General features: G+C 56.6%; 21 protein-coding genes. 6 read left to right on the top strand and 15 right to left on the bottom strand.

What is annotated here, in order from left to right; translation table 11 throughout:
• Nucleotides 1-60: 60 nt before the first annotated feature.
• Both C5Y96_RS00790 and tpx read right to left on the bottom strand, forming a co-directional pair.
• Nucleotides 61-1572: a hypothetical protein gene (locus tag C5Y96_RS00790; protein WP_105349648.1), complete on the bottom strand. Its 1512-nt coding sequence runs from the start codon at nt 1570-1572 to the stop codon at nt 61-63.
• 91 nt (nt 1573-1663) lie between these two features.
• On the bottom strand, nt 1664-2185 hold the full coding sequence (tpx, locus tag C5Y96_RS00785) for a thiol peroxidase (RefSeq protein WP_105349647.1): 522 nt from the start codon (nt 2183-2185) through the stop codon (nt 1664-1666).
• Between tpx and C5Y96_RS27200 the strand changes: the two genes are divergently transcribed.
• Nucleotides 2184-2357, top strand: a complete 174-nt coding sequence (locus C5Y96_RS27200; RefSeq protein WP_158261020.1) for a hypothetical protein — start codon at nt 2184-2186, stop codon at nt 2355-2357. The genes tpx and C5Y96_RS27200 overlap by 2 nt on opposite strands.
• An 89-nt stretch (nt 2358-2446) precedes the next feature.
• Here C5Y96_RS27200 and C5Y96_RS00780 read toward each other — a convergent pair whose 3' ends face one another.
• The 7 genes from C5Y96_RS00780 to C5Y96_RS00750 all read right to left on the bottom strand — a co-directional run bounded on the left by C5Y96_RS00780 (nt 2447) and on the right by C5Y96_RS00750 (nt 9651).
• A complete protein-coding gene (locus tag C5Y96_RS00780; RefSeq protein ID WP_233198685.1) occupies nt 2447-2665 on the bottom strand; it encodes a BON domain-containing protein in 219 nt (72 codons plus the stop codon).
• A gap of 261 nt (nt 2666-2926) precedes the next feature.
• Complete coding sequence (locus C5Y96_RS00775) at nt 2927-3130, bottom strand: hypothetical protein (RefSeq protein ID WP_105349645.1); 204 nt, start codon at nt 3128-3130, stop codon at nt 2927-2929.
• 16 nt (nt 3131-3146) lie between these two features.
• Nucleotides 3147-3362 carry a hypothetical protein gene (locus C5Y96_RS00770; protein ID WP_105349644.1) on the bottom strand — a complete coding sequence of 72 codons (216 nt, stop codon included), beginning with the start codon at nt 3360-3362 and terminating at the stop codon, nt 3147-3149.
• A gap of 181 nt (nt 3363-3543) precedes the next feature.
• Nucleotides 3544-6360: an alanine--tRNA ligase gene (gene alaS / locus C5Y96_RS00765; protein ID WP_105349643.1), complete on the bottom strand. Its 2817-nt coding sequence runs from the start codon at nt 6358-6360 to the stop codon at nt 3544-3546.
• 397 nt (nt 6361-6757) lie between these two features.
• Nucleotides 6758-7864, bottom strand: coding sequence for a recombinase RecA (gene recA, locus C5Y96_RS00760; protein ID WP_105349675.1), 1107 nt, complete (start codon nt 7862-7864; stop codon nt 6758-6760).
• 298 nt (nt 7865-8162) lie between these two features.
• Entirely contained in the window at nt 8163-8735 is a 573-nt protein-coding gene (gene thpR, locus C5Y96_RS00755) for an RNA 2',3'-cyclic phosphodiesterase (RefSeq protein WP_105349642.1), read from the bottom strand.
• Between the two features lie 13 nt (nt 8736-8748).
• Nucleotides 8749-9651, bottom strand: a complete 903-nt coding sequence (locus C5Y96_RS00750) for a PfkB family carbohydrate kinase (protein ID WP_105349641.1) — start codon at nt 9649-9651, stop codon at nt 8749-8751.
• A 234-nt stretch (nt 9652-9885) separates the two neighbouring features.
• Here C5Y96_RS00750 and C5Y96_RS00745 point away from each other — a divergent pair, with 234 nt between their 5' ends.
• The 3 genes from C5Y96_RS00745 (at nt 9886) to C5Y96_RS00735 (ending at nt 14378) form a co-directional block, all read left to right on the top strand.
• Complete coding sequence (locus tag C5Y96_RS00745) at nt 9886-12837, top strand: hypothetical protein (RefSeq protein ID WP_105349640.1); 2952 nt, start codon at nt 9886-9888, stop codon at nt 12835-12837.
• A 148-nt stretch (nt 12838-12985) separates the two neighbouring features.
• Nucleotides 12986-13864, top strand: coding sequence for a DUF1559 domain-containing protein (locus C5Y96_RS00740; RefSeq protein WP_105349639.1), 879 nt, complete (start codon nt 12986-12988; stop codon nt 13862-13864).
• Between the two features lie 55 nt (nt 13865-13919).
• Entirely contained in the window at nt 13920-14378 is a 459-nt protein-coding gene (locus tag C5Y96_RS00735; protein WP_105349638.1) for a hypothetical protein, read from the top strand.
• Nucleotides 14379-14380: 2 nt separating this feature from the next.
• Here C5Y96_RS00735 and C5Y96_RS00730 read toward each other — a convergent pair whose 3' ends face one another.
• The gene (locus C5Y96_RS00730; RefSeq protein ID WP_105349637.1) at nt 14381-15328 is read right to left on the bottom strand and encodes an isoaspartyl peptidase/L-asparaginase; all 948 of its coding nucleotides are present in this window, start codon (nt 15326-15328) and stop codon (nt 14381-14383) included.
• Between the two features lie 298 nt (nt 15329-15626).
• Between C5Y96_RS00730 and C5Y96_RS00725 the strand changes: the two genes are divergently transcribed.
• Complete coding sequence (locus tag C5Y96_RS00725; protein WP_105349636.1) at nt 15627-16415, top strand: hypothetical protein; 789 nt, start codon at nt 15627-15629, stop codon at nt 16413-16415.
• A 3-nt stretch (nt 16416-16418) separates the two neighbouring features.
• Here C5Y96_RS00725 and C5Y96_RS00720 read toward each other — a convergent pair whose 3' ends face one another.
• The 4 genes from C5Y96_RS00720 to C5Y96_RS00705 form a co-directional block, all read right to left on the bottom strand.
• Nucleotides 16419-17642 carry a class I SAM-dependent rRNA methyltransferase gene (locus C5Y96_RS00720; RefSeq protein WP_105349635.1) on the bottom strand — a complete coding sequence of 408 codons (1224 nt, stop codon included), beginning with the start codon at nt 17640-17642 and terminating at the stop codon, nt 16419-16421.
• Between the two features lie 7 nt (nt 17643-17649).
• The gene (gene gltX, locus C5Y96_RS00715) at nt 17650-19242 is read right to left on the bottom strand and encodes a glutamate--tRNA ligase (protein ID WP_105349634.1); all 1593 of its coding nucleotides are present in this window, start codon (nt 19240-19242) and stop codon (nt 17650-17652) included.
• Nucleotides 19243-19375: 133 nt separating this feature from the next.
• Complete coding sequence (locus C5Y96_RS00710; protein WP_105349633.1) at nt 19376-21052, bottom strand: hypothetical protein; 1677 nt, start codon at nt 21050-21052, stop codon at nt 19376-19378.
• A 232-nt stretch (nt 21053-21284) separates the two neighbouring features.
• On the bottom strand, nt 21285-22145 hold the full coding sequence (locus tag C5Y96_RS00705) for a fumarylacetoacetate hydrolase family protein (RefSeq protein ID WP_105349632.1): 861 nt from the start codon (nt 22143-22145) through the stop codon (nt 21285-21287).
• Nucleotides 22146-22411: 266 nt separating this feature from the next.
• Between C5Y96_RS00705 and C5Y96_RS00700 the strand changes: the two genes are divergently transcribed.
• A complete protein-coding gene (locus tag C5Y96_RS00700; protein WP_158261019.1) occupies nt 22412-24655 on the top strand; it encodes a diguanylate cyclase domain-containing protein in 2244 nt (747 codons plus the stop codon).
• Between the two features lie 108 nt (nt 24656-24763).
• Here C5Y96_RS00700 and C5Y96_RS00695 read toward each other — a convergent pair whose 3' ends face one another.
• Entirely contained in the window at nt 24764-26365 is a 1602-nt protein-coding gene (locus C5Y96_RS00695) for a glycine--tRNA ligase (protein ID WP_105349674.1), read from the bottom strand.
• Nucleotides 26366-26462 lie beyond the last annotated feature (97 nt).

Genomic DNA, 26462 nt, shown 5'->3' with positions numbered 1-26462 from the left:
ACCAGGTTCGCCCCTTCACCCTAGCCCTCTCCTCGCTGGAAAGTGGGCACATGAGTGGAGTTAGAGATCGACGGCTTCGCTTAAGTCGATTTCAATTTCAGGCGCGGCCGGGTCTTGCTGATCCCCTGGTACAGCGTTGGGATCTTCGGCCGCTTCCTGGGCTCGTTTGAGTAGCCGCTTGAACAGGCCTTCGCGGGGAGCGTCCTCTTCTTCGGTTGTATTATCGGCTTTGTTGTTTCGCCCGCGAGGGTTCGTCTCGCGTCGCTCACGCATCTGATCGAACATTCCCCCTTCGCGATTGACGTTTTCCAGAAGCGAGCCAGCTAGATCGAGAATGCCATCGACGTCGACTTCGCCATTCTCCCCTTCAAGGTTAAGCTGGAGGTCGTCATTTTTCAGGATGTCACGTAGCGTCGATTCGGCAGTGGCCATCAACGACTGACCGAGCCGATCTTTATCGATGATCGGTTTGTCGAGCGTGCCGACGATGGGAATTTCGATCGTCTTACCACGCAGTGCCGAAAGGATTGGGCGAGGAAGTTCCCCTTCCTTGAGCTCTTCGACCGGATCGAGCGGCATAGGAATTTCCGCGATCAGGTTGAGGGACTTATCGAGCCCGACAAAGCCGCGCGTCCGTACACGCAGGTTGCCGATGCCGAAGTCGAGACCTTCATGATAGACCTGCTTGTCGGCCAGTTCGAAGTTGATCGTGCAGTCGGTAAACACTTCGACCGACGGCCCGAGCCCGAGGAACTCGCTGATCTTCTTCACCATAGGGGACTTCCCGGTGAGTTGAGCTTTGTGAATCGTCATTTGCCCCTTCCCAACCGAGTTTTGTCGATCGGCCAGGGGGACGCGAATGTCAGATAAGGAAAGCGAGATCTCGCCGTCGACCTGCGTGGCACCGGTGACAATCGGGGCGACGAACTTCAGCATGTCGTCGCACATCTCTTTGGTCATCTGCTGGCGATCCATCAAGGTCGCCTGAGGAATGAGGATCGATGGCCCTTCCTCTTCCGTTCGGCCAGGTCGCAGCTGCGCGAGGAAACCGATCCTCTCGAATCCCCAGGGCTCGCCACCCCCTGGCTTCTTGACCTGCACGGTGGCATCGATCACCTGGACGTCGATCGTACGCTGCAGGGCCGATTCGACTTGGGCTTGATCCAGCGAAGGGGCATCGCCGACACCATCGTTGACCAGATCAGCCTGTTCGCTGGGGAGTTCGATGACGATCAGCGGCTGCTCTATCGTCAAATTCCCCAACTGCCGCGGCTTGGTGATCAACTGAAAGAGGGTGACATCGTTGGCGATCCTTGGGACGCCAACGTTGTACTTCCCTTCGTTCTGCTGAATGCGCAGGTTCTGGATTTCCGTCGGATGAAACCAGCCTACCGAAACCGAGCCGACCGAGACGGCGACTTCTTTCCCATTGAACAAATGGTTAAGCAAAAAGCTACGCACCGGGCCGACGCCGATGATCATCGGAGCCGCGAGCACCAAGACGATGAGCATCGCCACCGCGCCGCCGACAAGCCCAAGCAGCTTGCCCCAATGCTTTTTCAGAAAATTCATGGCGTGACATCCAGAGAGTTTGGCCCAGCCCGCCGATCGAGCCGCGTCCCCTCGCCTGCAATGCGAGCGAGGGGACTGGCGATTGGTTGCCTTACAGGGCCGAATTCAACGCCGCCAAGGCAGCATCGTAGTTAGGTTCTTCGGTCACTTCCTTGCACGTTTCAGCATAGACGACCTTGCCATCCTTATCGAGCACAAACGTGCCGCGGGCCAGCAGTTTCAGCTCGTCGATCAGCATGCCGTAGTTGTTACCGAAGCTACGATCCTGGTAGTCGCTGTACTGCTTGATGTTTTCGATCCCTTCAGCACCGCAGAAACGGTTCTGAGCGAACGGCAAGTCCAGGCTGATCGTCAGGGCGTTGATCTTATCCCCCAGGTCGCCCAGTTTTTCGTTGAACTTCTTGGTCTGCGTTTGGCAAACACCGGTGTCCAGCGAAGGGACAACGCTCATGATGGTAGGCTTGCCTTTGACATCGGCGACGGTGATGGCCGTCAAACCGGCTGGACCGAAGGCGTGCAGCTTGAAGTCAGGAGCGTCCTGACCAACCTTCACTTCTTCGCCGACCAGGGTCATTGGGTTGCCTTTGAACGTAATCGCTGCGGGGCGGCTCATGGAACTTCCTCTTCAATTGAATGTTGCCGGTGGCAAGATTGGTTTGCAAACAAAAACGCATTGTGACGCGCCGCCGGGGGTGTTTGAAGAGGGCGTCGCCTGTAAGGCGAGTTTTCAGTTTGAAGTGTTCAGTTTTCAGGAAGAAATGGCTGGGAATGCGCGTTCGAAATGAAAAATGCCACCTGGTTTTCACCTGGCGGCATTTCACTTTATAGGAATGGATCGTTGGAGGTTGATCTTCGTCCGAAGGGTGCGGACCGATTAACGCCAATCGACTTCCAGTTGATTTTCGACTTCATGCACGCCGTCCAACCGGCGAACGGTTTCCTGGGCCATTTGCTTTTGGAAATAGCTAACGACGCGACCCTTCAACACGACGCGACCTTCGCTGTCTTCGACTTGAAGATGTCGACCAGGAAAGTGCGGGCTGGCGGAAAGGGCCTGGTGAACGTTACTGGCCACGGCGGTCATAGTTTGCATCACGGGTGCCTCACGAATAGCTGAGATCGGGGGAAATTCGCAGTGAAGTGCTATCACTGCTATCGGAAATTCCCTAAGGCAAACCTCAACGGATTTTCCGCCCACAATGCCAAGCTGGCAGAAACGCTGCGGGTTGGTGCGGTTGTAGCGATTGCCGGTACACCTGGTCCCCTCGCCCCGGCGGGGAGAGGGTTAGGGTGAGGGGCGAAGCAGGTACTCGCATTGGACGATGTCAACCAAGGTCTTCGGCACATAGCCAACCTACGATTCGGATTTAAACAGCCGTGACCAAAGGACGAGCAAGGCCAGCCAAAGAAAGATGGCAACAAGCCCGATGCCTAGAAAGACGGCTAGCCCGACGATGCCTGAGAGCCCAGTCATCTTCGATACCACGAACGCCACAAGCACCGGCGGAAGCATCCACACGAGGATGTAGACGGAATCGAGCCAATAGGGACGGTTCATATCCTTGGCCGCTCGTTCAAATTACAGAAAGCAGGTTGTGATCCCGAAGCAGTTGAACGATCGCCTCGACATCCTCGGCGCGGCAATTGGCGTGAAAACCATAACCCCCACGTGGATGCTTCATCAGTGGTGAGGTCAACCGAAAAGGTGAGTAGCGAAATGCGGCCTCGATGGCAGCCTTCTCGTCCTGCCCATCGTCAGGCGGTTGATCCCAGATCAAGCGCAAGTACATAGGCAAACTCCTTCGACATGAAAGTCATCTACTGACCCCATCCCCAAGACGGCAATCCGCCAAAGAGCCACCCTACGATTCGATCTGATGCAGGGCAGCGAGTCAATGATTAGGTCCCTGGTACCCAGTTTCCCCCTTCACCCTAGCCCTCTCTCCGAAGGGGCGAGTTGGGTTCATCAGCCTAAGCAAACAACGTCTTCGCCAGCTCTTCGGCCTTGGCCATCGCGGCTGGAATCTGCTCGGCGTCTTTACCACCGGCCTGAGCCATATCCGGGCGACCGCCGCCGGAACCGCCGACGATGGCGGCTGGCTCTTTGACCCAGTCGCCTGCCTTCTTGCCGCTATCGGTGAGGGACTTGCTGAGGCCGGCAACGATGGTGACCTTACCTTCTTCGGCAGCTGCGAACAGCATGACGGCCGAGGATTCGGTGCTCTTGCGGATCTGGTCGATCAGTTGCCGCATCAGGTTGGCATTGGCACCTGGGACATCGGCAACGACGACACTGGTGTTGCCGACCGTGGTGGCCTTGGCCAGCAGGTCATCGCCTGAAAGCGTGCCCGATTTTTCACGTTCGGTCAGCTGATGCTTCAGCTTGTCGACTTCATGGTACAGGGTTGCGACACGCTCAGCCGACTCGAACAGCGGGCTATTGAGTAGACGGGCCGATTCCTTCAGCATCTCTTTGCGGTGATAGTAATCGACGGCCTTGCCACTATATGGCTTAATTGCGGCAGGAGCTTCCGGGGCTTTACCGCTGCCGTTGACCGCCTTCTTCAAGTCACGCACGTAGCCAGTCAGACTGCGAACGGCTTCGGGAATGTTGGGCACGTCACACTTGAGCGTCTTGGCCATCGCATCGAGCGAGTGGTCGACCTTTTCGCGATACTCCTTCGCCTTGTCGCCGGTCAACGCGATGATACGGCGGACACCTGCGGAGACGCTTTCTTCGCTAATGACCTCGAACGCTTCGACCTGTTTGGTATCGGTCAGGTGCGTACCGCCGCACAGTTCGCGGCTGAAGTCACCCATGGTGACCATACGGACCGGGTCGGGGTACTTTTCACCGAACAGCATCATCGCGCCCAGTTCGCGGGCCTTGGCCAGGGGAACCGTTTCCCATTTGACCGTGCCGCCGTCGACCACCTTCGCGTTCACATCGGATTCGATAGTGGTCAGCTGATCGAGGGCGATCGGCTCCATGTTGGTGAAGTCGAACCGGAGGAGGTCGTCTTCCACCTTCGAGCCTTGCTGTTGGGCGTGCGAACCGAGCGTCTTCTGCAACGCGTGATGCAGAATGTGCGTAGCGGAGTGTGCCCGCTTGATAGCCGCGCGGCGCGTGGTGTCGACCTGAGCCTTGGCGGTGGTGTCGGTCGAGATCGTCCCTTTCGCCAGGTAACCTTCGTGCAGGAACAGATCGCTGTCCTTTTGCGTGTCGGTGACGATAAACTCGAAATCGTCCGAGTAAATGCGTCCCTTGTCGCCGACCTGACCGCCGGACTCGCCGTAAAACGGAGTCTTGTCGAGCACGACGACCAGCTTGTGCTCTGGACCGGTGGTGCTGAAGTCGTCAACCAGTTGCGACTCACCGTCTCCTTCAGCCGCGGTCACAATGCCTTTGATGGTGACATCGGTGGTTTCGTTGTCGTAGCCGACAAATTCGGTCGAACGAACCGAGTTCTTGAGGGACTCGATCGGACCGGTTTCGAACAGCTTCACTTGCTCGCCGCCGGAACGCTCGCCGAATTCTTCCATCGCTTTCTTGTAGCCGACCCAGTCAAACGTGAAGCCATGCTCGATGGCAACCTGTTCAAACAGTTCCGGTGGGAAGCCGAACGTCTGGTACAGTTCAGCGGCTTCGTCGCCGTTGACGACGGTGCGGTTGGCGGAACGCATGCCGGAGAAGATCTTTTCACTGCGGGCAATGCCGTCGTCCAGCGAGTGGAGGAAGTTTTCTTCTTCACTCTTGATCACGTTCTTCACTCGTGTGACCGAGTCTTGCAGATCCGGGTACGGCGTCTTCATCATCTCGACGATTTTGTCGACCAACTGATAAGCGAACGGCTGGTGCATGCCCATCTGGTGACCGTCGAGCACAGCCCGGCGAAGCAGGCGGCGGATAACGTACTTCTCTTTATTGGCACCAGGGTAAACGTTCTCGTGAACGGCCATGGTGCACGCGCGAATGTGATCGGTGATACGACGCAGGCGGCGGCCGTTATCGGAAGCCGGGTCGTACTTCACGCCGCAGATCTCGCTGGCGGCTTCCACGATCGGACGCAGGATGTCGATGTGGTAGTTGGTGGTGACGCCTTGCAGGGTAGCCGCGGTGCGTTCGAGCCCCATACCGGTGTCGATATTCTTGCTTGGTAGTGGTTCGAGGTTATTCGGCGGATCCCCTACGCGATTGAACTGCGTGAAGACGAGATTCCAGATCTCGACCTTCTTGCCGTCGGCCGGGGTGAAGTAGATTTCGCTGCACGGACCGCAAACGCCGTCGGGACCTTGGCTGGGGGCGCTGGCTGGCCAGAAGTTTTCGTCTTCGTCCAGGCGTTCGATTCGGCTGAAAGGCAGGCCGATCTTTTCGTGCCAGATGTTAGCTGCTTCGTCGTCGTCTTTGTAGACGGTGACGCTCAGCTGATCGGGATTGATCGCGAGCCATTTCTTATCGGTCAGAAATTCCCAAGCCCAGTGGATCGCTTCTTCTTTGAAGTAGTCGCCGAAGCTGAAGTTGCCCAGCATCTCGAAGAAGGTGTGGTGATAGGCGGTACGGCCGACGTTGTCGATGTCGCCGGTGCGCAGACACTTCTGGCAGGTGGTGGCCTTGGTGAAGTCGAGCTTCACGCGACCGAGAAAGTGATCCTTAAATTGGTTCATCCCGGCAGGGGTGAACAGAACCGAGGGGTCCCAAGTGGGAACCAGAACGTCGCTCGGGCAACGCGTGTGTCCTTTGGTCTCGAAAAAGCTGAGGTACTTTTCGCGTAGTTCGTCGGTTTTCATTGGGAAACTAGTTTTCAGTGTTCAGTTTTCAGTGTTCAGCAGATGGCCGGAGCTACCGCATCTTCCCCAATCGTTGGGACACAAGCCCTTCATCATAAGTTCTTTGCCAATTTGGGCAAAGGTGACTGATTTGGTGAGAAATATGGGTCATTCAAGAACCCAAACAAGGCCGGCTGCCCCCTGTGCATGGGACAGCCGACCTCGGAACCCTGTTTGGGAAATGGAACGTGCACGAGTAAGGCAAATCCCAGGGGGGACAGAGATCTGCCAGGATCCTGCTTGGGTGCGGCATGGTCCCCAGAACGAACCGTACCGCGGTGGTTGATCAAACGGAGAGGACTTGTGCGATCCCGGGGGGAAAGGACCGTCACTGAACGTACCCGGGAGGGCGGGACGCTTACAAATCGCCATCCGATGGCATTTCGCCGTCGTCTTCGGGGCCGGAAACCGGGCCGATGGCTGGTTCGACCGAGGCCATCACCTTTTCCTTGATTTCGGCGGTGATCTCGGGGTTTTCGACCAGGAACATCCGGGCCTTCTCCTTACCCTGGCCAAGTTGCATGTCGCCGTAGCGGAACCAGGCACCACTGCGGGCCACGATCTTGTGGTTGATCCCCAGGTCGAGGACGTCCCCTTCGTAGCTGATGCCATCTTTGTGCATCATATCGAACTCGGCGATACGGAACGGCGGAGCGACCTTGTTCTTGACGATCTTCGTGCGGACACGTTGGCCCACCACTTCTTCCCCGTCTTTCAGTTGACCGATGCGGCGAACATCGACACGGCAGGACGAGTAAAACTTCAACGCACGACCGCCTGGGGTGGTTTCGGGGCTACCGAACATCACACCCACCTTTTCGCGGATCTGGTTAATGAAGATCACGCAGGTTTTCGACTTGGCGATGGCACCGGTCAGCTTTCGCATCGACTGGCTCATCAGACGGGCCTGAAGACCGACGTGCGAGTCACCGATTTCGCCGTTGAGTTCCGCCTTGGGAACGAGGGCAGCCACCGAGTCGACGACGATAATGTCGACCGCGTTCGATTTGACCAGCATCTCGGTGATTTGCATCGCCTCTTCACCACTGGAAGGCTGGCTCACCAGTAGCGTTTCCAGTTGCACACCGAGCTTCTTGGCCCAACTGGGATCGAGGGCGTGTTCGGCGTCGACGAATGCCGCGATCCCGCCAGACTTTTGTGCCTCGGCTACGCAGTGCAGGGCAAGTGTGGTTTTACCACTCGACTCCGGACCGAACATTTCGATGATTCGGCCACGCGGAATTCCTTTGCCACCCAGGGCCATGTCAAGCGAAAGCGATCCCGTCGAGATCCCTTCGATCGGCTTTTGATTGGTACCCAGGGGCATGATAGCCCCCTCGCCGAACGACTTTTCGATCTGCGCGAGAGTCGTTTTGAGGGTGGTGTTCCCGGCAAACACGTCCTTTTTGGCTTCCGCCCCCTTAGGAGCGACGTCCTTCCCGGACGACTTCTTCTTGGCTGCCATTTTACCGTTGCTCTTGGTTGCGACCGTGACCATTTCTCAGGGCTCCTTTATGGGGAAAGACTGCAGGCACTGCAAGCGGCCTGAATGTCTAACTGCACAGATGAACAGTGTACAAATTTGCATCGACATTGCAAACTCGTTTCTGCGTTGTTTCTGAAATTAATGATCGGTGAGGGGTAGGACACGTTAGGTCCAACGCCGGAAAAGAATTTCCAGAAAGCGAAAGAAAGACCGCAACGCCTTACTACAAAAGGCCTTACAAAACAAAACAGAATAGCCCATGCCACCGGCGAGACACTTAACCGAGTTGACCGCGGCCAATCAACGTGTACTTCGGGCCAGTGCGATCGAGTTTGCTGGCAAAGATGCAAACTTCTTTCACGTGGCACTCCCCCATCGGCAAATCGGCGTTTTCTGCCAGCAATACCTTCAGGTCGTCGACCTTACGGCTGAAGCGCTTCAGACGGCCAAGCGTAAGATGGGGGTGATACTTCTTACGAGAATCTGGCGGGAAACCAATGTCGGCCAGGCGCTCGGTCAGGTCTTCCTGCAGGTCAATCAGCTGCTGGGCACCCGCATTAGCCCCAACCCATAACGTGCGGGGATTATCGATATCGGGGAATGCCCCTGTGCCGTGCATCTCCAATTCGAAGGCCGCGTGATTGGCTGCGACCTCGATCGTTTTACGAGAGATATCAACCACGTCCTGGCTGGTAACGTCCCCCAGGAAATTGGTGGTGATGTGCAGGTTCTCGGACTCGACCCATTTCACGTCCGCCTCGGCGGCCGAGAGCTTCTTGATCAGCTTCTCGGCTCGGCGACGAACATCGGACGAAATACGGACTGCCAGAAAACAGCGAGTCGCTTCCATGAAGCAGAAAGCCTTAGAAGGTCAGCATCTGACGGTATTGGGCGAAACGGCCGTCGATTTCGTCGCGGCTGGCACCCTTCAAACGATCCATGCTGAAGTCTTCGACAATCAAGCTGGCGACGACGGTGCCGTAGGCCATAGCTTCTTTGAGCGTCTTCGGGTCGAAGTCGTTCTTTTCGGCCAGGTACCCCATCATGCCGCCGGCGAAGCTGTCGCCAGCCCCTGTCGGATCGACCACGTGTGGCGTTGGGAAAGCCGGCATGACGTACGTTTCGCTTTCCGAGAAGAACATTGCACCATGTTCCCCCTTCTTCAACACGACGAACTTCGGCCCCATTTCCAGGACCTTTTGACCTGCTTTGACCAGGTTCTCTTCCTGAGTCAGTAACTTGGCTTCGCTGTCGTTCAGCACCAGACCATCGATACGGCCGAGCAGCTTCTTGAGCTCGTCCCGTTCGATTTCGATCCACAGGTCCATTGTGTCGGCGACCACCAGACGTGGACCGGTCATCTGCTCGAGGACCTTCAGCTGCGTCGATGGCGCGCCGTTGGCCAGAAACACGAACGGGCAGCGCGTCGCGTCTTCGGTAAGAGTCGGGCTGAAGTTTTCCAGCACGTTCAAATGCACTTCCAGCGTGTCACGATCGTTCATGTTGTCGTGATACTTGCCGGTCCAGCGGAAGGTCTTGCCCCCCTTTTCGACTTCAATGCCGCTGGTATCAATACCGCGATCGGCGAAAAGCTGGGTGTGCTCTTCCTGCCAGTCTTCCCCCACAACACCGACCATGCGAACGCCACTGAAAAAGCTGGCGGCATAGGAAAAGTGGGTTGCCGATCCGCCAATGATGTTTTCGCGAACCTCGGTAGGTGTGTGAATGGAATCGATGGCGATGGATCCGACGACCAAAAGTGACATGGGGGCGTCTTTCGTTTTAGCGTTTGCAGGGGAAAATCGTTTTCAACCGGTGCGATGCCAGACCAGACGATGGGAAGTTCCCCCAGTCTGGACCATAATGGACTTCGCAAAACGCCTCATTATCAGGGAATTCGCTTCGGCTGCAACGTACCGCATGAAACCAAATCGGCATTGTGGTCATTTTCTTGTGGCGTCTTGGTACCCCTCATTTTCGCTTGATTGCCCCGAAAGGTCGTGAAATTGCCTTTTCGCTCTGCCCTGCTCTGCCTGCTGATTTCTGCCTGGTCGATTAGCTCCACCACCTATGGTGACGAAGAAAAGCGGTTTGTGGCTCTGCTGGAAGATGGCCGAGTGGTCGAAGACGACGTGCTGCGCAATTGGTACTCCGGCAACGCGATGCCGCAACTGGCTGGGCAAAGCCTAATCAACGGGGGCAATCCCATGCGGTGGATAATGGATCGCTCGCTGGGACCGGCGGAGATCCCCAACGCCTATATCGAGCTATTCTCCGGCGATCGCATCCCGGGGCACCCTGATGCCTACGTGGCCGAGGGGGTCGAATACCAGACCGACATACCAGAACACTTTCTGATCACGCCCAGCTTTCCCTTTCGGCGATCGTCGAACACGCGTTACCGCTCAGACATCCGCGTACGCCGCGACTTTGTGCGGAAGATCGTGTGGGAACAGATGCCGGTACTGATCGATCGCTTTGTCCCGGCGACGGTCTTTCTCAAGAATGGGCGCGAGATCACCTTCCGCGCCATTCGCTTTTCGGAAGCAGGCATCCACCTGCTCGTCGAACGCGAGCGGATGTCGTTCGGCTTTCATGAAATCGCCGAATTGCACCTGGAAACCGAATCGACCTGGGACAGCCATTTGCGGGAACTCGCCATCCTTTTTCCCAGCGGCAAAGTCGATCCGGCCGATCAGCAGCGACTGGTGCAATGGGAGACGTCGGACGGCCTGGTGGCGACCACCAGCGTGCAGCGTATCGATGCCGACTCACGCGGCGACAATAACAATTCCGATCGCTGGGTGCATGGCATCCAGCCGGCGTGGTCGCTCGATCCGATCTGGGTCGAATGCCGTTCGACCTGGTTGCGAAGAAGCTGGGCGTTCGACGAAATGCCGTTGTTTCGCTTGCCCTATCACGAGAGCCGCGACGGGGCGATGTTCTCGCGTAATGGTTTTCCGGCACGCGTCAATCGAGGGGTACTCGCCGGTACGGCCAAGTCAGGCGATCGTATCAGCGGGTGGAGTTTGGGGGTGATGGCCCCCAGCCGCCTAAGCTTTGAATTACCGCCACTTGCCACGGGGTTTCGCACGACGCTGGGGATCGATCAAGCCGCGCATGACCGTGGTTGTATTCGCGGACGCGTGCTGGTCTCGTGGGAGAGTTCCCCCAAGTTTGAATCGGAATTGATGGTCGGCTCCGAGAAAACGGCCGACGCCGGCAACATCCGTTGGGATAGCGTACCGCGCGATGGGCAACTGATCCTGGAAGTCGACATGGCCCATCAAGGACGTCCCGAAGGAGCCGACCCGTTCGACATTCGCGATATGGCCAACTGGATCGAGCCCCGTATCCAGCTCGATCGAGAGAAGCTGCGTCAAGCGATCGACGAGCGAACGCCGGCTACAATCCTGGCCTGGAGCGGATGGAATGTCGCGTCTGATCTCAATAAGCTGCGATTTCAAACGACACGTCGCCGGGTGGAATACACGTACGAGTCCCCCTCGTGGCGAACAACCGTCGTGGCCAAGGACGAGCCGCTGCGACTGACGATGACCAAGAAGCTTGCTCCGGAAGTTTCTTACCTGGAAATCAATACGGCCAAGTTCGATGGGGGTGACGAGCCGAACATCGAAGTTCGTATCAACGACATTCCGGTCTTTGCCGAGTCGATGAAGAACGTCAACACTCACGACCATGTCAACACACCAGCTCCGTTCCTGGTTGACCTGACCCCCTTCGCTGGGCACGAGGTCGACCTCGAAATCTCGCAGACGCCAGGCCCAGACAACATCACCGTCGACTGGCGAGGGATCCACTTTTTGTCACAGCCCTCATTCCTGATGCCGGTGCTGGATGCTCCAACCGAACAACAGGTTGAAGGACTGCTAACGATCGATGGGCAACCGGCCGATGCGCATTGGAGAAATGACATCCGCCTGGTCAGCCGACCGGCCCTGGAAATCCAGGATGGACCGTGGGTGCAGATCGCCAGCTTTGATCGTCCGATCGAAATTCGCGAGCGGCCACTGCCTGGACAGTATCGGCAACTGCGTTTCACCTTCCAAAAGCAGGGCGAAGGCTACGTACAGATTCGACTGCTTCACGATGGGGATAACGAGTCGCCGGCTATTTATTCGGTGGGAACCACCAAGGCCGAAAAAGGGGTGATCGAACTCGACCCGAAGAAGATCAAGGAAAATGATTGGCACCAGGTCGGGCCTGATATCTTCTCCAACTTCCGCGATCTCGACATCACAGGTATCGCGATTCAATCGATCGGAGAGGGCAAGTCGACGTGGGATCATTTCGTATTTTCCAGCAGTGCCTGGCATTACGAGCGAATGGTGTCGATTTCACCTATCAACAACAACTGGGACGATTGGCAGAAGAGATCGGAAGACCTGCTTCAATGGCTGCCCAAAGCAACTGTCCAGGTTCACCGCGAAGGAAAGACTGTTCGCCCGGCCATCATGATCGACCAGGGGCAAGGCATCTTTGCGATGCTGGGGGACGACGACTGGAAACGGGACCAGCAGGTTGAAATCGTGCGAGATGACGGCAAGAAGTTCACGGCCAAGTGCCTGGGGATCGACCAGGAATCGCACCTGGGCCTGCTGCGGATTGAGAATATTGAACAGGATGGCCAGTGGTCGCAAGTTAATCTGGCCGGCGGAGATCGGCTTGATCCGCAGTTCGCTTATATGCTGATTCAACAAGATGAAGTGCCCAAACAGCTTGCCTGGGACATCTGCCGACCGATCAATTACACAAAGAGAGTTGAGATCCTTTCCAAACCCCAATCGATCGACTTGCCAATCGGTGCCATTGCAATCGACCGAAACCAACAGATTGCCGGATTTGTACGCGGCATGTCCCCAAATGGGGAGCCTATTCTTACCATCGCCCATCCCCTCGCGCAGAACCGCTCCACCCTTCAGGGCAATTAACAAACTCATCTTCTCTAATTATATTTGCGGAATAATAATTTTTTAGAGATTCTCTCCCCTTTTCCGTTGAATTGCCGGAACGGTACCGTGCCCGGCGGTGTTACGAACTAATTCCTTTCTTTCTTCCTCCTCACTTCTCGGTGTCACCATGCGCAAGACCCATGCTTTCACGTTGGTTGAGTTGCTCGTCGTAATTGCCATCATCGGCGTATTGATTGCGTTGCTGTTACCGGCGGTCCAACAGGCCCGCGAGGCAGCGCGTCGCATGCAATGCACCAATGGCGAGAAGCAAATCATTCTCGCAATGCACAACTATGAATCGAGTTTCAAGGTGTTCCCCACCGGCCGTCTCGGTTGCGACGGCGCTTGCAGCCCGACCAACGGACCTGGTACCAGCGGTTTCGTGCTGCTGCTTCCGTTCCTGGAAGAAAACAACCTGTACGAACTGTTTGCTCCGTACGGCCCCGACAGCAACTTCCCCGGCAATCTGCCGACATCGACTCTCTCGATTCGTCCCGCTGCATTCGTTTGCCCCAGCAGCACCATGCCGGAAACCGTGAACTCGGGCAGTAAAGACTGGGCGACCAGTTCCTACGCGCTTGTCTCGGGGCACTACGGTCCTTCGCAGGGGATCGGCTCGAAAGTGAAGTGGGAAAACTCCGGCATGTTCGTCTACCGCGATTCGTTTGGCGTTCAAGACGCCGTCGACGGTCTGTCCAATGTGATGTTTGTCGGCGAAGTGATTGATGGTCACCTATCCAACCACATCAATCGTTGGACGACGGCAGGCCGTCACCTGGACTCGCTGCGTTCGACGGAAAACCCCGTGAATACGCCTCCAGGCCAAGGCGTCACCACTTCTCCTTATGGCGAAGCACTCAACGGTGCGTTTGGCAGCCGACACCCAGGTGGGGGTAACTTCGCGTTTGGAGATGGCTCGGTTCATTTCATCCCTGAAACGATAAACCTGACCACCTACAAATTGCTGGGTCAGCGAGCTTCCGGCCAACCCAAAACGATCAACTAGACCAGGCACTCGTCTGAGCGTTTACTTGAACATCCCACCTATCAGAGATTGCCCCATGTCGAGATACTTTTTGATCAGCGCAGCATTGGCTGCGCTGATTCTTACTGGTTGTGGTGATGGCCGCCCTTCGCGGGTAAAGACTTCGGGCCAGGTTCTTCTGAACGGACAACCATTGACCTTCAAGGGAGATGGCTTCGTGCAAGTCGTTCCTGCCGATAACCGACCAGCCACCGGAAAGATCAATCCCAGCGATGGGACCTTCACACTCACTACATTTGAAGACGGGGATGGAGTGGTTCGCGGCGAGCACAAAGTTGCCGTATGGGCGAATGCGTTGGGGCCCGGCGGACAAGCAGTCAATCTGCTTCCCAGGGAATACGCCGATACGGCGACCAGCGGCCTGACAATCGTCGTTGACGAGGCAACCGATTCCCTTAAGATCGAACTGGAAGGAAAGTTGCGTACCGCGCCAGACAGCGCTAACGCACTGCGAGGGGACGCTTCCGGCTTTTAACGCTAGTTGCTGGGGAACATCGCCTCGCAAGCTTCCAGACGCGAACCGGACTGGTCTGTAACGGCAACCTTCCAATCTCCTCGTAGGCAAACACCGGCATGCGTTCCATCTTTGGCCAGAAGGTATAGCTGCAGGTTGAAGTTGGGACGCCCCAGCGGGTCTAATTCAAATGGCGGAGCATGCCGTGCTGCGTGCTCGAGGGTTGCCATGCCAGCTTCCTTGGGTGACATACCCTGCCCCATCAAGTGCACTGCCATAAAGCTGCTGCAGTTGAGCAGGTTCGCTTCGCCATGCCCAATGCTTCCGCAAGTGCCGTGTTCATCGTCAACATACAGTCCTGCACCGAAAATGGGTGAGTCTCCGACGCGTCCTTTGGTTTTGAAGCAGTGCCCGCTGGTCGAAGTCACGCAGGCCAGATGCCCCTGCTGGTCTTGCCCCGCCACGTGGACTGTCCCTGCAGGATGGCGATAGTAATAGGTTAAGATCTTCATAAGCTCCTCGGTTTCTTCATCCTTCGGAGCGGGTAGCCACTCTTTATTGGCCTGATAGGTCCTCTTCCACAGTCGCCACAGTTTGCGTGCATTCTCAGTCAGCAGATCTTCGGTCGGAAAGCCACATGCCCGAGCAAACGCATCGGCACCTTCTCCTTGCAGCATTACGCGGCGAGATTCGCGCATAAGCCGCAGTGCCACCTTAGAAACGTGCCGAACCCCAGTAAGGCCGATAATCGAACCACCGCGATGCGATCGCCCATCCATCACGGCCGCATCGAGGGTGACGTGCCCCTGTTCGTCGGGAAGCCCTCCGTAACCGACCGTCAGTTCTTCCGGGTCATCCTCGACCAGGGTCACCCCTTCGACACAGGCATCGATCACCGGGCAATGGGCTTCTAGCTGCTGCCAGGCTCGTTGGGTGGCTTCCAATCCGTTGTGCGAGGCAATCACTTTCATGGTTTTTTGTTACTACCGGGGCGGTATAATTGACGGACTCGAAATAAAATGCGACCGAGTGGCTTTACGCCACTTTTCGCAAATGTAATCAGATATCGATGCAGGGCATCTTACCAGATGTTCTGCCGGCTGACGTTCTGCAAGGCGGTGGTTTGCGGGGACAGTCAACCTGCGAGCGAAATACGAGAACGTTCGGTAATTTTGTCATACCCTGGAATCGAAATTGAGATCGCCATGCGTTTTCTTTCCTGAAGGCGTTTTGTCCGATCGCCGATCGCCTTGCCCCATCAAAGCACTCATGACCAATTCATTTGACGATAGCGACTCGCCCGCCCACTTGCGATTCAATCACGGCCCAGAATTGCCGTCTCGTCAGGCACGATGGCTGCGTGGTATCGGCGGTACCGTCATGGGCCTTTCGCTGGCCGTTGCGTTTGCTCCTCTCTTTTTCACCGCGGACGTATCCTCGACCGAGATCACCACTTACCTGTTGTGCCTGGCCACGGTTCTGGTTTTAGATGTGTCGCTCGCGGCGATCATCGTCACCTGGCGCAGCGTCGCCTGTAGCCGCCTGGGAGAGTGGCAATTCACGGTCGATGGGTTTCAATCCTCGCATTACCGTAACTTGCTACTGGGTGGTGGAATGCACACCTTGTCGCTGTTTGTGTTGTGGATTCCCTTGCTGATGAAAGAAAAGCCCGCCGTACCGCTCAACGGGTTTCTACCGTTCATTGCGATGGCCGGATTTGGCGCACTGGCCAGTGTGCCATGGCTGGTCCAGTTCTTTCTGCATGTCAAAGGTCACGACCTGGAAGTCCACGAAGAAGGCATGATGATTGGCGGCTTCTACCCGTGCCGGTGGAATCGCATTCTCAGCTACACCATCTGGGACGATGCCGCATCGTTGATTGTCTTCGATATCCGCGGAAGAGGCCCGGTGGAAGTCTTCATGGCCCCGTCCGATCGGAAGATTCTGGTGGAAGAGCTACGACGCCACGTCGGCCCACCCAATCGCGAAGGGCGCTCGGACGATCTGCCCGATGACGATCGCAACGGGCAATTTGGCAACCTGTCGGTGTTTCGATAACGCCTAGCCGACGCTGGCGATGAAACACTTCAGGTATTCATTTTCCAGGCAGGTTGCGCTGACCGGATGATCCGGGGCCGCCCCGCGCTGTTCGAGCAGACGCAGATCGCGTCCCGTCTTCTGCGATACGCCCAGCAGCATCATCAGAAACTCATCGCGGTTCACGTTGCCACTGCAACTGCAGGTCACCAGAATGCCCCCTGGCCGCAGCAGTTGCGTGGCATGGCGATTGATGTGGAAGTAGGCCCGCAAGGCTTCGTCGATCGTGCGACGAGACTTGGTGAACTTGGGTGGGTCGAGAATGATCGCGTCGTACTGATCGCCAGCATCGACGCGAGCCTTTAAGTAATCGAAGCAATCGGCCTTCTCGAACGAAACATTGCTGAGTTGGTTGCGTTCGGCATTGCGCTGCGCCGCGGAAACAGCCGGGCCGCTCCCATCGACCCCGTGCACCGAGGACGCACCGCCATGCCTGGCGGCATTCATGGCAAAGCCGCCGCTGTAGCAGAACATATCCAGCACTTTGGCATTGGGTGGCAAGTAGCTAGCCGCCACGCGCCGGTTGTCGCGTTGGTCGAGGTAAAATCCGGTCTTTTGCCCTTCCGAAAGATCGACCTCGAAACGCAGATCGTTCTCGATGATCTCAATAGGTTCGCTGGGAAGTTCGCCGGCAAGCAGGGCCGGTTCTACTTCCAACCCTTCCAGCTTCAAGATGCCAGCTTCCCCGCGGAGGGAGATGCTTTTGGGCTGAAGCAGGTCACCCAGCATCGCCGCGATGCTTTCGATGCGTCGGAACATCCCCAACGAGGTCACCTGAATCATCAGATGCCCGGCGAAGTTTTCGACGATCAAACCACTGAGCCCGTCGGCTTCGCTGTACACGAGGCGGCACCCTGCGTTGTCTCGCAGCAGCCCCATTTCGCGTCGCATCAGAATGGCTCGTTCCAGGCGGCTGCGCCAGAAATCATCCCCTAGCGGTTGCTCCTGGTCCCACGAGTACAACCGCACGCGCAAGTGGCTGTTGCGATTGATCAGGCCGTAAGCGATGAAGCGGTCTTTCTCGCTGTGAAGTTGGACCACATCTCCATCTTTCACCTTGCCGATCACTTTATCGATGCCGCTATCGCGGACCCACGGATGCCGTCCAAAGAACGGCTGGGCCTTGCGAGGGCGGAGCTTCACAATCGGAATGGAGGACGCAGGTGCATCGCTTGCTTCGTTGGACATTCAGGGACTATTCAGAATCAGGTGGAAATTTTTCCTGGGCTAAATGCAACGTCGCATCCATACGCTTCAGACACGACTCTTTGCCCAAAATGGCCAGGCAATCAAACATGCCAGGGCCAACCGTTTTGCCAGTTACGCTCAGACGGACGCCATGAATAATGTCGCCAATCTTGACGTCGGCCTCGTCGATGAACGCGTGCATCTCTTTGTCGAGATGTTCGACCGTCCAATCCTCGACGGCGGAAAGATGATTGCGGAAGGTTGCCAGGATGGCCTGCGATTCAGGGCTGGAGAGTCGCTTCTGGAAGCCCTTCTCGTCCATCTCCATCTTGTCGTCGGCCACATAGAAGTAGTCGGCATAAGATAGGATATCCCCCATCACCTTCAGACGATCACCACAGGCGGCGACAATCTTTTCAAGTTTCTCTTTCTCGCCGGGAGCATCTGGATCGGCAACCAGGCCTGCTTTCACCAGGAACGGCATCATCCCGGTGGCTTTCTCTTCGACCGAAAGCTTTTGTAGATGACGATCCTGGAAAGCCCACAACTTCTTCGCATCGAAGCTGGCCGGGGCCTTCGTCACGCGTTCCAGGCTGAAGTGCTGGATCATTTCGTCGACGGTAAAGTCTTCGGTCTTGTCATCCAGCGACCAACCCAGCAGAACCAGGTAATTCAAGATTGCCGATGGCAGGTAGCCGGTTAGTTCGTAGAAGTCGACGATCACCGGGTTGAACGTTTCGGCCGACATCTCAACACCCATCCGATGGGCGATATCTTGGCCGTGTTCGTTGATCCGGCTGAAGTCGGGGTTCTTCAAATACTTGTCAAGCTTGCGTTTGCTCAGCTTGTTCTTGCTGCCTGGCTCGGCCACGTACGGCAGGTGAGCATAGACCGGCAATTCGTAACCCAGCGACTGGGCGATGAAGATCTGTCTCGGCGTATTGGGGAGGTGCTCTTCGGCTCGAATCACGTGCGAGATCTGCAGGTCGTGGTCGTCGACCACGCTGGCCAGGTGATACAAGCACGAGCGATCGCTCCGCTGGATCACGTGATCGTTTTCCTTGGCCCACTCGAACGAGACATCGCCACGAACGGCATCGGTAAACTCGCAGTTGCCTTCACGCGGCATCTTCAGGCGAACGACGAAGCTACGCCCTTCGGCCTCGAAACTAGCTCGTTCCTCAGGCGTGGTGGCCATCCACTTGCGGCTGTACTGGAACGGCTTTTTCTCGAACGTGGCCTGATCCCGCTCGGCGTTGATTTCTTCCGGGGTCGAGTAGTCGTAATAGGCAAAACCGCTTTCAATCAGCTTTTGGGCGGCGGCCTTGTATTTGTCGGATCGCTGCGACTGATAATAAGGCTCGTGTGGGCCGCCGACTTCGGGGCCTTCGTCCCAATCGATTCCCAGCCAACGAAACCCCTCGAGGATCGGCTGCAAAGCTTCGTCGACGTTGCGTTGTTGATCAGTATCGTCGATCCGCAGAATGAACTGGCCACCATGCTTGCGAGCAAATAGCCAGTTAAAGAGCGCGGAGCGAACACCACCGATGTGCAAATAACCGGTCGGACTGGGGGCAAAGCGAGTACGAACTGGTGCCATGATGATGAGGGCTTATGCCATGCTGGAGGAACCGAACAAGGGCAGCGTCTCCCCCTTGATAGGAGGGAAACGCCCGGAACGATCCCTAAGCTTAGACGCTGGCGGCAAAGCCCGTCAAAGGGGCTGCGATGATTTAGGCCGCAGACCGGCGTTTTAACTTCTTCAATCGCCGCCGCTCGGCCTTGCTGAGCAGGTGATCCGGCTTGGCTTCCAGTCGCAAGATTTCCTCGTCTTCATCCGAATTATCCGAGTAGCCGTCGTCATCCTGAGAGTACTTGCCGGTGATGGTCGGCCCCTGGTTGGCGGCTGGTCGCTCCTGGGGAGCCGGCTGCGACTTGGGACGTGTTTTGACCCGTGGGGTCATCGTGGTGCGTTCTTCTCCAGCCGAGGCCGCTTCGTCCTGGTCGGCTTCGTCGGAAGACTTCTTGCCCCAAGAGAACCATGATCGCTTTGGCTTCTCTGCGGCATCCTCGTCCTTGACTGTCGATGCGGCGATCTTCGGCTTGGGCGGAGCCTTGGCTGGCTGCTCGGCCGGCTCATCTTCCGTATTCTTCTTGCCGAAAGAGAACCACCCACGCCATGGCTGTTGCTCTGTTAATTCTCCCTCGTCAGTCGATTTAGCGACAGGCTTCGCTGGCTTCTTCACCGGCTTAGCTGGTTCCTCATCCGTCTCTCCCGACTTCGTCTTACCGAACGAGAACCACCCGCGGCGTGGCTTTTCGTCTGTTGTTTCTTCCTCGTCAGTCGACTTGGCGGCAGGCTTCGTAGGCTTTCTTACCGGCTTGGTGTTTTCCTCTTCGGTCTCTTCCGACTTCTTCTTGCCAAACGAGAACCATCCGCGGCGTGGCTTGGCTTCTTCTTCGTCTTCGTCGGTCGCCTGCTGTGCGGTCGGTTTAACGGCGGGCTTCTTCGCCACGGCACCCGTACGGCGACTCGATTTCTGCGGTTTGGTTTCGTCCGCATCGTCCTCTTCCACGCGGCGAATGCGACGCGAGATGAGCCCTTGGGCGTCTAGCCATACAAATCGCGAATACTGAACAAGCGTCGCCAGCAGCAGCCCCACGCCAAGAAGCTGGGCTGCGTGTAGCGCGAGACCAATCGGCACACTGCTGGGCAGCAAGAGCAAGTCCATTTGCAGGGCCATGCCGGTGAACAGCAGTGCTGCGCTGATCACTCCGACCACGATGGTACCGACGCTTTCGCGAACTTCGATCAGTGCCCGGAGGGTCATTGAACCGTAGGCAACACACCACACGACAATCCACCAGCCATCGGTTTGGCCAAGCAAGCGAACCCGTGTGACGGCTTCCAGACCGCGGGCGACATCCGTGCGGAAGTTCAGCATGCAGTCTAAGCTGGCAAACAGCAGCAGCCCGGCAAACCACAACCAGCAGCGGTAACGGCCGCGGTAGTCGTCCAAACGATGACGTCGAATTCGATATGTCAGAAAAGCCAGCAAAGCACCGACAAAGAGGGAGCCAGCCGAAAGATACGTTCCCAGGCTATCGACGCGGGTCAGATCGGCCCAGCGGACGATGTTCGCGCCGTAGTGATGCATGGCTAGCAGTACGGCCACACAAAGCACGATAGCGGCATAAATGAGCGTGACGTGGACAAGATATACCGGCACTATGTCGACAATACGAATCCTTCGCTCGTCGATGGCAGTCTTCGAGTAAGTCCGTGCCGAACGACAAACGACGTCATCGACCGTGTTCGATGTAGACTGGTTGCCTGAATCGCTGGCGCGATCGTCCATGAGGGCCCGGCGACGACGCTCGTCGCGCAGACCATTCCGCCTGAATTGCATGCTCACATCCATCCCTGGTGAAACAAATGACCACGTCCCTGTGGCATTTAATCATCCTACACATGTCATTTCGGCAATCGAACGAAGCGTCCTGAATGATTGCTGGCCACTATTTAGCCAGCAAACAAGAGTCGCTTATCGCATCGCGTAAAACGCGTAAAGTCAGGCAAATATGCTGGCAAGGCTAGCGGTGGGCAACCTTCTTCGAGGTAGCCTTGCTGGCATGTCGAACTTATTTACCGTCGATCACCGGATTGGTCAGGACGCCAAGCTTTTCGATCTCGACTTCGACCTGGTCGCCTGCTTTTAAGAAGACCGGTGGGTTCCTCGCCATGCCGACGCCAGGGGGTGTGCCGGTGTAAATCAAGTCACCAGGCATCAGGGTACAGACCTGGGAAAGGTAAGAGATCAAAAAGTCGATGCGGAAAATCAACTGGCTGGTGGACGAGTCTTGCATTGTTTCGCCGTTGAGCCGGCACTGAATCCGAAGATTGTGCGGATCTTCGATCTCGTCCGCGGTAACCAGTTCCGGCCCCAGGGGAGCGAAGCTATCGAACGACTTGCCAAGCAGCCACTGCTTGCCAGGCTTCCCTTTTTGCCAATCACGAGCGGATACATCATGACCGACGGCATAGCCGGCCACGTGGCTCATAGCATCTTCACGGGAAATATTCTTACCGGCACGCCCCATCACGACGACCAGTTCGGCTTCGTAGTCGACCTCCTTGCTGACCGCAGGAAGTTCGATCGGCTGCCCATCGGCACGCAGGCACGTGGGGAATTTATTGAAGACCACGGGTTCGTCACCCACGGTCGCTCCGGTTTCGGCAGCATGGTCGGCGTAATTCAAACCAATGCACAGGATCTTTTGCGGTTCGACCACCGGGGGAAGCAGTCGCAGCCTGGCAGGATCGATCAGTCGCCCTTCTTCCGCGGCTTCCAGAATTGCATCGTGATGCATCGATAGCATCGGAAGCAAATGCTTCATTTGGGTTGGTAACAGTGGGTCGGCCTGATGCAAGTCGACATAGCCATCGCCACGGGCCACGGCGGTGCGCGGGCCGGTATCACTTAGGTAGCTGATCAGTCGCATATCTGTCGACAACTTTCCTGAGAAACAATCCCAACAATTGGTAAAACTGGATAACCGTCAAAACTCAACTTATCGCAATTACCGGCTACCGGCAACGAGATGCTTCCCCCTTCCGGCATCAGATAATACGAATGGAAGCTATTGTTTTAAAAGATTCTTTGCTTCTTGGTTGGGGGGAATTTGCTGCTCTACCGATTTCGACGTACCTTTCAGCGCTAACCTTCCAACAACACACAAGCGCGGTAAGCGATGGGCAGCTGCACCTAATGGCCATGGAACCTCCTACCAACTCAGGTTCATTCGAATCTGCAGACAAAGTACTTGGCGCTTCGGACGACCCGATTCACGCTATTTCGAACCTGATTGCTTGGGCCGATGAGCCGCTACAAGAGACCGTCGACGAAGAATTTGGCGAAGCTGACAATCAACTCATTCAAGTCAGTTTGGGAATCGCATCCGGGCTATTCTATTCACTGCAGGCAAAACACTTTCCAACGGCTTCTCACTCGCTGCGTGTGGCCAAGCTTTGTTCGCAGTGGGCCGCTACCCTGGACCTGGAAGCCTATCAGCGCGACCAACTGGAAGTTGCCGCTCTACTGCACGACATCGGCAAGATGGGCGTACCAGACTACGTACTGGCTTGCCCAGGTAAGTTGGCCGCTGAAGAACAGCAATTGATGGAACGAAGCCAAGACATTGGCCTCGAAATTCTTTCGGCTTGCTGCGACGGCGAAGAGATTGTCGACCTGATTCGCTACAACTATGCCTGGTTCAACGGCTCCAAAGGCAAGTACGACGTCAAGGGAAAAGACATCCCGATCGAAGCACGCATGCTGGCTATCGTCGATGCGTTCGACTCGATGACCGTCGACCAGATCTTCCGCCGTGCTCGCTCGAAAGAACGAGCCTACGCCGAACTGACCTCCTACGCCGGTACCCAGTTCGATCCAGAGCTGGTCACTAACTTTTGCGAAATGATGTCGCATCCGCTGCCAAGCAGCAGCCAATCGACGCGTAACTGGCTCAAGGTCCTTTCCCCCGAACATGCCAACAAACATTGGCGTGTGAACCAGTATGGTGCCAATCCATCGAAATTACGATCGCTGGCAGCGTTCCAGGAAAGCCTCGTTCGCCACATTCACGACGCGGTCGTTTTTATCGACATCAACCAACAGATTCTGGGTTGGAACCAGGCCGCCGAACGTCTCACCGGTTTGACGCGTGACGCCGTCGAAGGGCACCGCTGGACCTCCGAACTGCTTGGCCTGGCCGATCATCAAGGTCGCAAGTTCACCAACGAAACTGACCCGGTTCGCGTTGCCATTGCGGCTGGCACTCAGGGGATGCATCGTCTTTCGATCCGCAACGCCAGCGGAAACTTCGTCACCGTTACGGCCCATATCGTTCCGGTGGTTGGCGAAGACGGTAAAAGCCTCGGCACTACCATTCAAATGCACGACACCTCTGGTGTTGAGTCGCTGGAAGAACAAATTCAATCGCTGCATTACAGAGCGACCCGCGATCCGCTTACCGGCCTGGTCAATCGAGCCGAAATGGATCGTGGCCTGGTCGACATGGTCGAGCGTCACGCGACGGCAGGTCGATCGTGCAGCGTGATCATTTGCGATATCGACTTCTTCAAGAAGATCAACGACACCTACGGACATCAGGCCGGGGACGAAGCGTTGATCTCGTTCGCGAACCAGTTGCAGTCGCATGCTCGCTCGGCGGACATCTGTGCTCGCTATGGCGGCGAAGAGTTCGTGATCCTTTGCCCTAGCTGCGATAACGAAGAAGCCGCGATGCTGGCGGAAAAGATCCGCAGCGCCGTAGCCGCGACACCTCAACCGGCACTGGGGGGCAAGAACATGTCTGCCAGCTTCGGCGTTACCGAGATTCAACGCGGCGACACAGCCGATTCGATCTTGAACCGAGCCGACCGAGCCTTGCTGCAATCGAAAGAGATGGGGCGTAACATCGTCACTCAAATCGGCAGCGGGTTGAAAGAGCCTGCCATCGGCGATCGACGCAGCTGGATCGCTCGCATGTTTGCGCCGGTCGAACCAGAAGTGCTCCTCAAGCGTGCCATGAAGACGAAGGTTCCCCTGAACCTGGCCGCTGAGAAGATCCGAGGCTTTGTGGCCGATCACCGCGCCGAAGTGCTGAGCGTGAACGAAGAAGCGATCAAAATCATGGTCGATGGCGAATCGTTGCCGCTGCAGCGTCGCGTGGCCGACCGAGCCGTACCACTGATCATCGAACTGAGATTCAGCCCTATCGTCGGCGAGAATGGCGCACAGCATACCAAGGTCCAGATTTCGATCGCCCCGCGTCGTAATCGCGACCGGCGCAAACGAGACGCGATTGAACGAGCCCGGCATCTGCTGATGAGCTTGCAGTCGTATATGGTGGCCTACGAGTTCGTCGACACCACTGTTGCTACAGAAGAAGAAATCCCAACCTGGTGGAACAAGCTATGGGGCAAGCCGCGTAAGGGGGAATCGCGTTAATCAAGACGCGACGCAGACCGAACTGCTGCTTTCGCGTCTCATCTTGTTCATGAAACCCTCACCCTAGCCCTCTCCCATCAAGGGAGAGGGGACATGAGTAGGGCTTGCTTAGCTGATCAGCTTTCGCAGTTCACCGCTCAGGTCATCCGCTTTGACACGCCATTGTTCGAGCGAATCGCGATGGCGGATAGTGACCGTTTGATCCTGCATGCTTTCGCCGTCGACGGTGATGCAGAACGGTGTACCGGCTTCGTCCTGTCGACGATAGCGACGCCCGACGGCACCCTTTTCGTCGTAGAAGACGTTCCATTCTTTTTTCAATGCTCGGTAGATGTCCTGTGCCATCTCCGGCATGCCGTCCTTCTTCACTAGCGGGAAGATGGCCGCTTTGATCGGAGCAATCCGCGGATGTAGCTTCATCACCGTTCGCGTCTGCATGTTGCCCTTTTCGTCCGGAGCTTCGTCTTCCGTAAAGGCTTCGCACAAGAAGGCGAGCGTCGCGCGGTCGGCACCAGCCGATGGCTCGACGACGTGCGGCACAAAGCGTTCGCCGGTGATATCATCGCGATACGACAAGTCCTTGCCGCTACCACGATGCTTCGGCTTCCCTTCGGCGTTCAGTTCGACGGTCATGGGGTTGGTGCTTGGATCGAGCTTCCCTTCCATGTGGCTTCGCAGGTCGAAGTCACCTCGGTGGGCAATCCCTTCCAACTCGCCATACTCCCCTTCCGGCAGGAACGGGAAGGCATATTCGATATCGGCCGTACCGATCGAGTAGTGGGCCAGTTCTTCAGCGTGGTGCTCGCGGAGAATCAGTTTGCCCGCGTCCAGCCCCATGTCCTTGTACCACTGGAAACGACGTTCGCGCCAGTAGCGGTACCAGTCTTGCGACGAGTCTGGATGGCAGAAGAACTCGATTTCCATTTGCTCGAATTCACGCGAGCGAAACGTGAAATTACGCGGAGTAATTTCGTTGCGGAAGCTCTTACCCACCTGGGCAATACCAAAGGGAACACGCACGCGGCTGCTATCGACGACGTTCTTGAAGTTCACGAAGATCCCCTGGGCCGTTTCCGGACGCAGGAAGGCCGTGTCGGCTTCGCCACCCAAGGCACCGATCGTCGTCTTGAACATCAAATTGAATTCACGCGGAGGCGTGAGCGAGCCGAGGCTCTTGGCATCGGGGCCGAGGACCTGCTCGAAGTCGTCGACCGTCGTCAGCGAGACGAGCGGACCATCCCACTTCAGTTCATCCGCATTCTTGGATCGCATGCCGAAGAACTTGAGTGCCTGACGTTCGATGTCGGCTTCCGGGGATTCGGAGTCGCTACCAGCGGTGGCAAAGATCTTCTTACCCTTCGCTTCGACCCAACGACCTTGAATCTGATCGTGGCGATAACGCTTTTTCGACTCTTTACAGTCGACCATGTAATCGTGGAATAGGTCATAGTGACCGCTGCACTTCCAGACTTGGGGGTGCATGATGATCGTACAGTCGAGACCGGTCATTTCGTACGCGGCCGGGGCACCAGGAAGTTGGGCCAGGTCGTCGTGACCGGTGACCATGTCGCGCCACCAGGCATCCTTGATGTTTCGTTTCAGTTCGACGCCGAGCGGGCCGTAGTCCCAAAATCCATTGATTCCTCCATAGATTTCGGATGACTGAAACATGAAGCCTCGCCGTTTGCACAACGAGACGAGCTTTTCCATTTCCATGGCGTCGATTCTGCTTGAAGTGAGTGGTTTGCGTAAGTCGTTAACAGGTAAACGTCTAAGTGTACCTCAGGGGTCCCAGCGGCGTCTACGT

Source organism: Blastopirellula marina (assembly GCF_002967715.1).
GTDB lineage: Bacteria > Planctomycetota > Planctomycetia > Pirellulales > Pirellulaceae > Bremerella > Bremerella marina_B.
This window is presented reverse-complemented; position numbering and strand designations above follow the sequence as displayed.

Bases quoted from the DNA above. Each gene is read 5' to 3' on its own strand.
- tpx (WP_105349647.1), bottom strand. From the start codon at position 2,185: ATGAGCCGCCCCGCAGCGATTACGTTCAAAGGCAACCCAATGACCCTG.
- thpR (WP_105349642.1), bottom strand. From the start codon at position 8,735: ATGGAAGCGACTCGCTGTTTTCTGGCAGTCCGTATTTCGTCCGATGTT.
- gltX (WP_105349634.1), bottom strand. From the start codon at position 19,242: ATGGCACCAGTTCGTACTCGCTTTGCCCCCAGTCCGACCGGTTATTTG.
- C5Y96_RS00770 (WP_105349644.1), bottom strand. From the start codon at position 3,362: ATGTACTTGCGCTTGATCTGGGATCAACCGCCTGACGATGGGCAGGAC.
- C5Y96_RS00740 (WP_105349639.1), top strand. From the start codon at position 12,986: ATGCGCAAGACCCATGCTTTCACGTTGGTTGAGTTGCTCGTCGTAATT.
- C5Y96_RS00710 (WP_105349633.1), bottom strand. From the start codon at position 21,052: ATGCAATTCAGGCGGAATGGTCTGCGCGACGAGCGTCGTCGCCGGGCC.
- C5Y96_RS00730 (WP_105349637.1), bottom strand. From the start codon at position 15,328: ATGAAAGTGATTGCCTCGCACAACGGATTGGAAGCCACCCAACGAGCC.
- C5Y96_RS00725 (WP_105349636.1), top strand. From the start codon at position 15,627: ATGACCAATTCATTTGACGATAGCGACTCGCCCGCCCACTTGCGATTC.
- C5Y96_RS00780 (WP_233198685.1), bottom strand. From the start codon at position 2,665: ATGCAAACTATGACCGCCGTGGCCAGTAACGTTCACCAGGCCCTTTCC.
- C5Y96_RS00700 (WP_158261019.1), top strand. From the start codon at position 22,412: ATGGCCATGGAACCTCCTACCAACTCAGGTTCATTCGAATCTGCAGAC.
- C5Y96_RS00775 (WP_105349645.1), bottom strand. From the start codon at position 3,130: ATGAACCGTCCCTATTGGCTCGATTCCGTCTACATCCTCGTGTGGATG.
- C5Y96_RS27200 (WP_158261020.1), top strand. From the start codon at position 2,184: ATGGAACTTCCTCTTCAATTGAATGTTGCCGGTGGCAAGATTGGTTTG.
- alaS (WP_105349643.1), bottom strand. From the start codon at position 6,360: ATGAAAACCGACGAACTACGCGAAAAGTACCTCAGCTTTTTCGAGACC.
- C5Y96_RS00695 (WP_105349674.1), bottom strand. From the start codon at position 26,365: ATGGAAAAGCTCGTCTCGTTGTGCAAACGGCGAGGCTTCATGTTTCAG.
- C5Y96_RS00750 (WP_105349641.1), bottom strand. From the start codon at position 9,651: ATGTCACTTTTGGTCGTCGGATCCATCGCCATCGATTCCATTCACACA.
- C5Y96_RS00720 (WP_105349635.1), bottom strand. From the start codon at position 17,642: ATGTCCAACGAAGCAAGCGATGCACCTGCGTCCTCCATTCCGATTGTG.
- C5Y96_RS00735 (WP_105349638.1), top strand. From the start codon at position 13,920: ATGTCGAGATACTTTTTGATCAGCGCAGCATTGGCTGCGCTGATTCTT.
- recA (WP_105349675.1), bottom strand. From the start codon at position 7,864: ATGGCAGCCAAGAAGAAGTCGTCCGGGAAGGACGTCGCTCCTAAGGGG.
- C5Y96_RS00705 (WP_105349632.1), bottom strand. From the start codon at position 22,145: ATGCGACTGATCAGCTACCTAAGTGATACCGGCCCGCGCACCGCCGTG.
- C5Y96_RS00790 (WP_105349648.1), bottom strand. From the start codon at position 1,572: ATGAATTTTCTGAAAAAGCATTGGGGCAAGCTGCTTGGGCTTGTCGGC.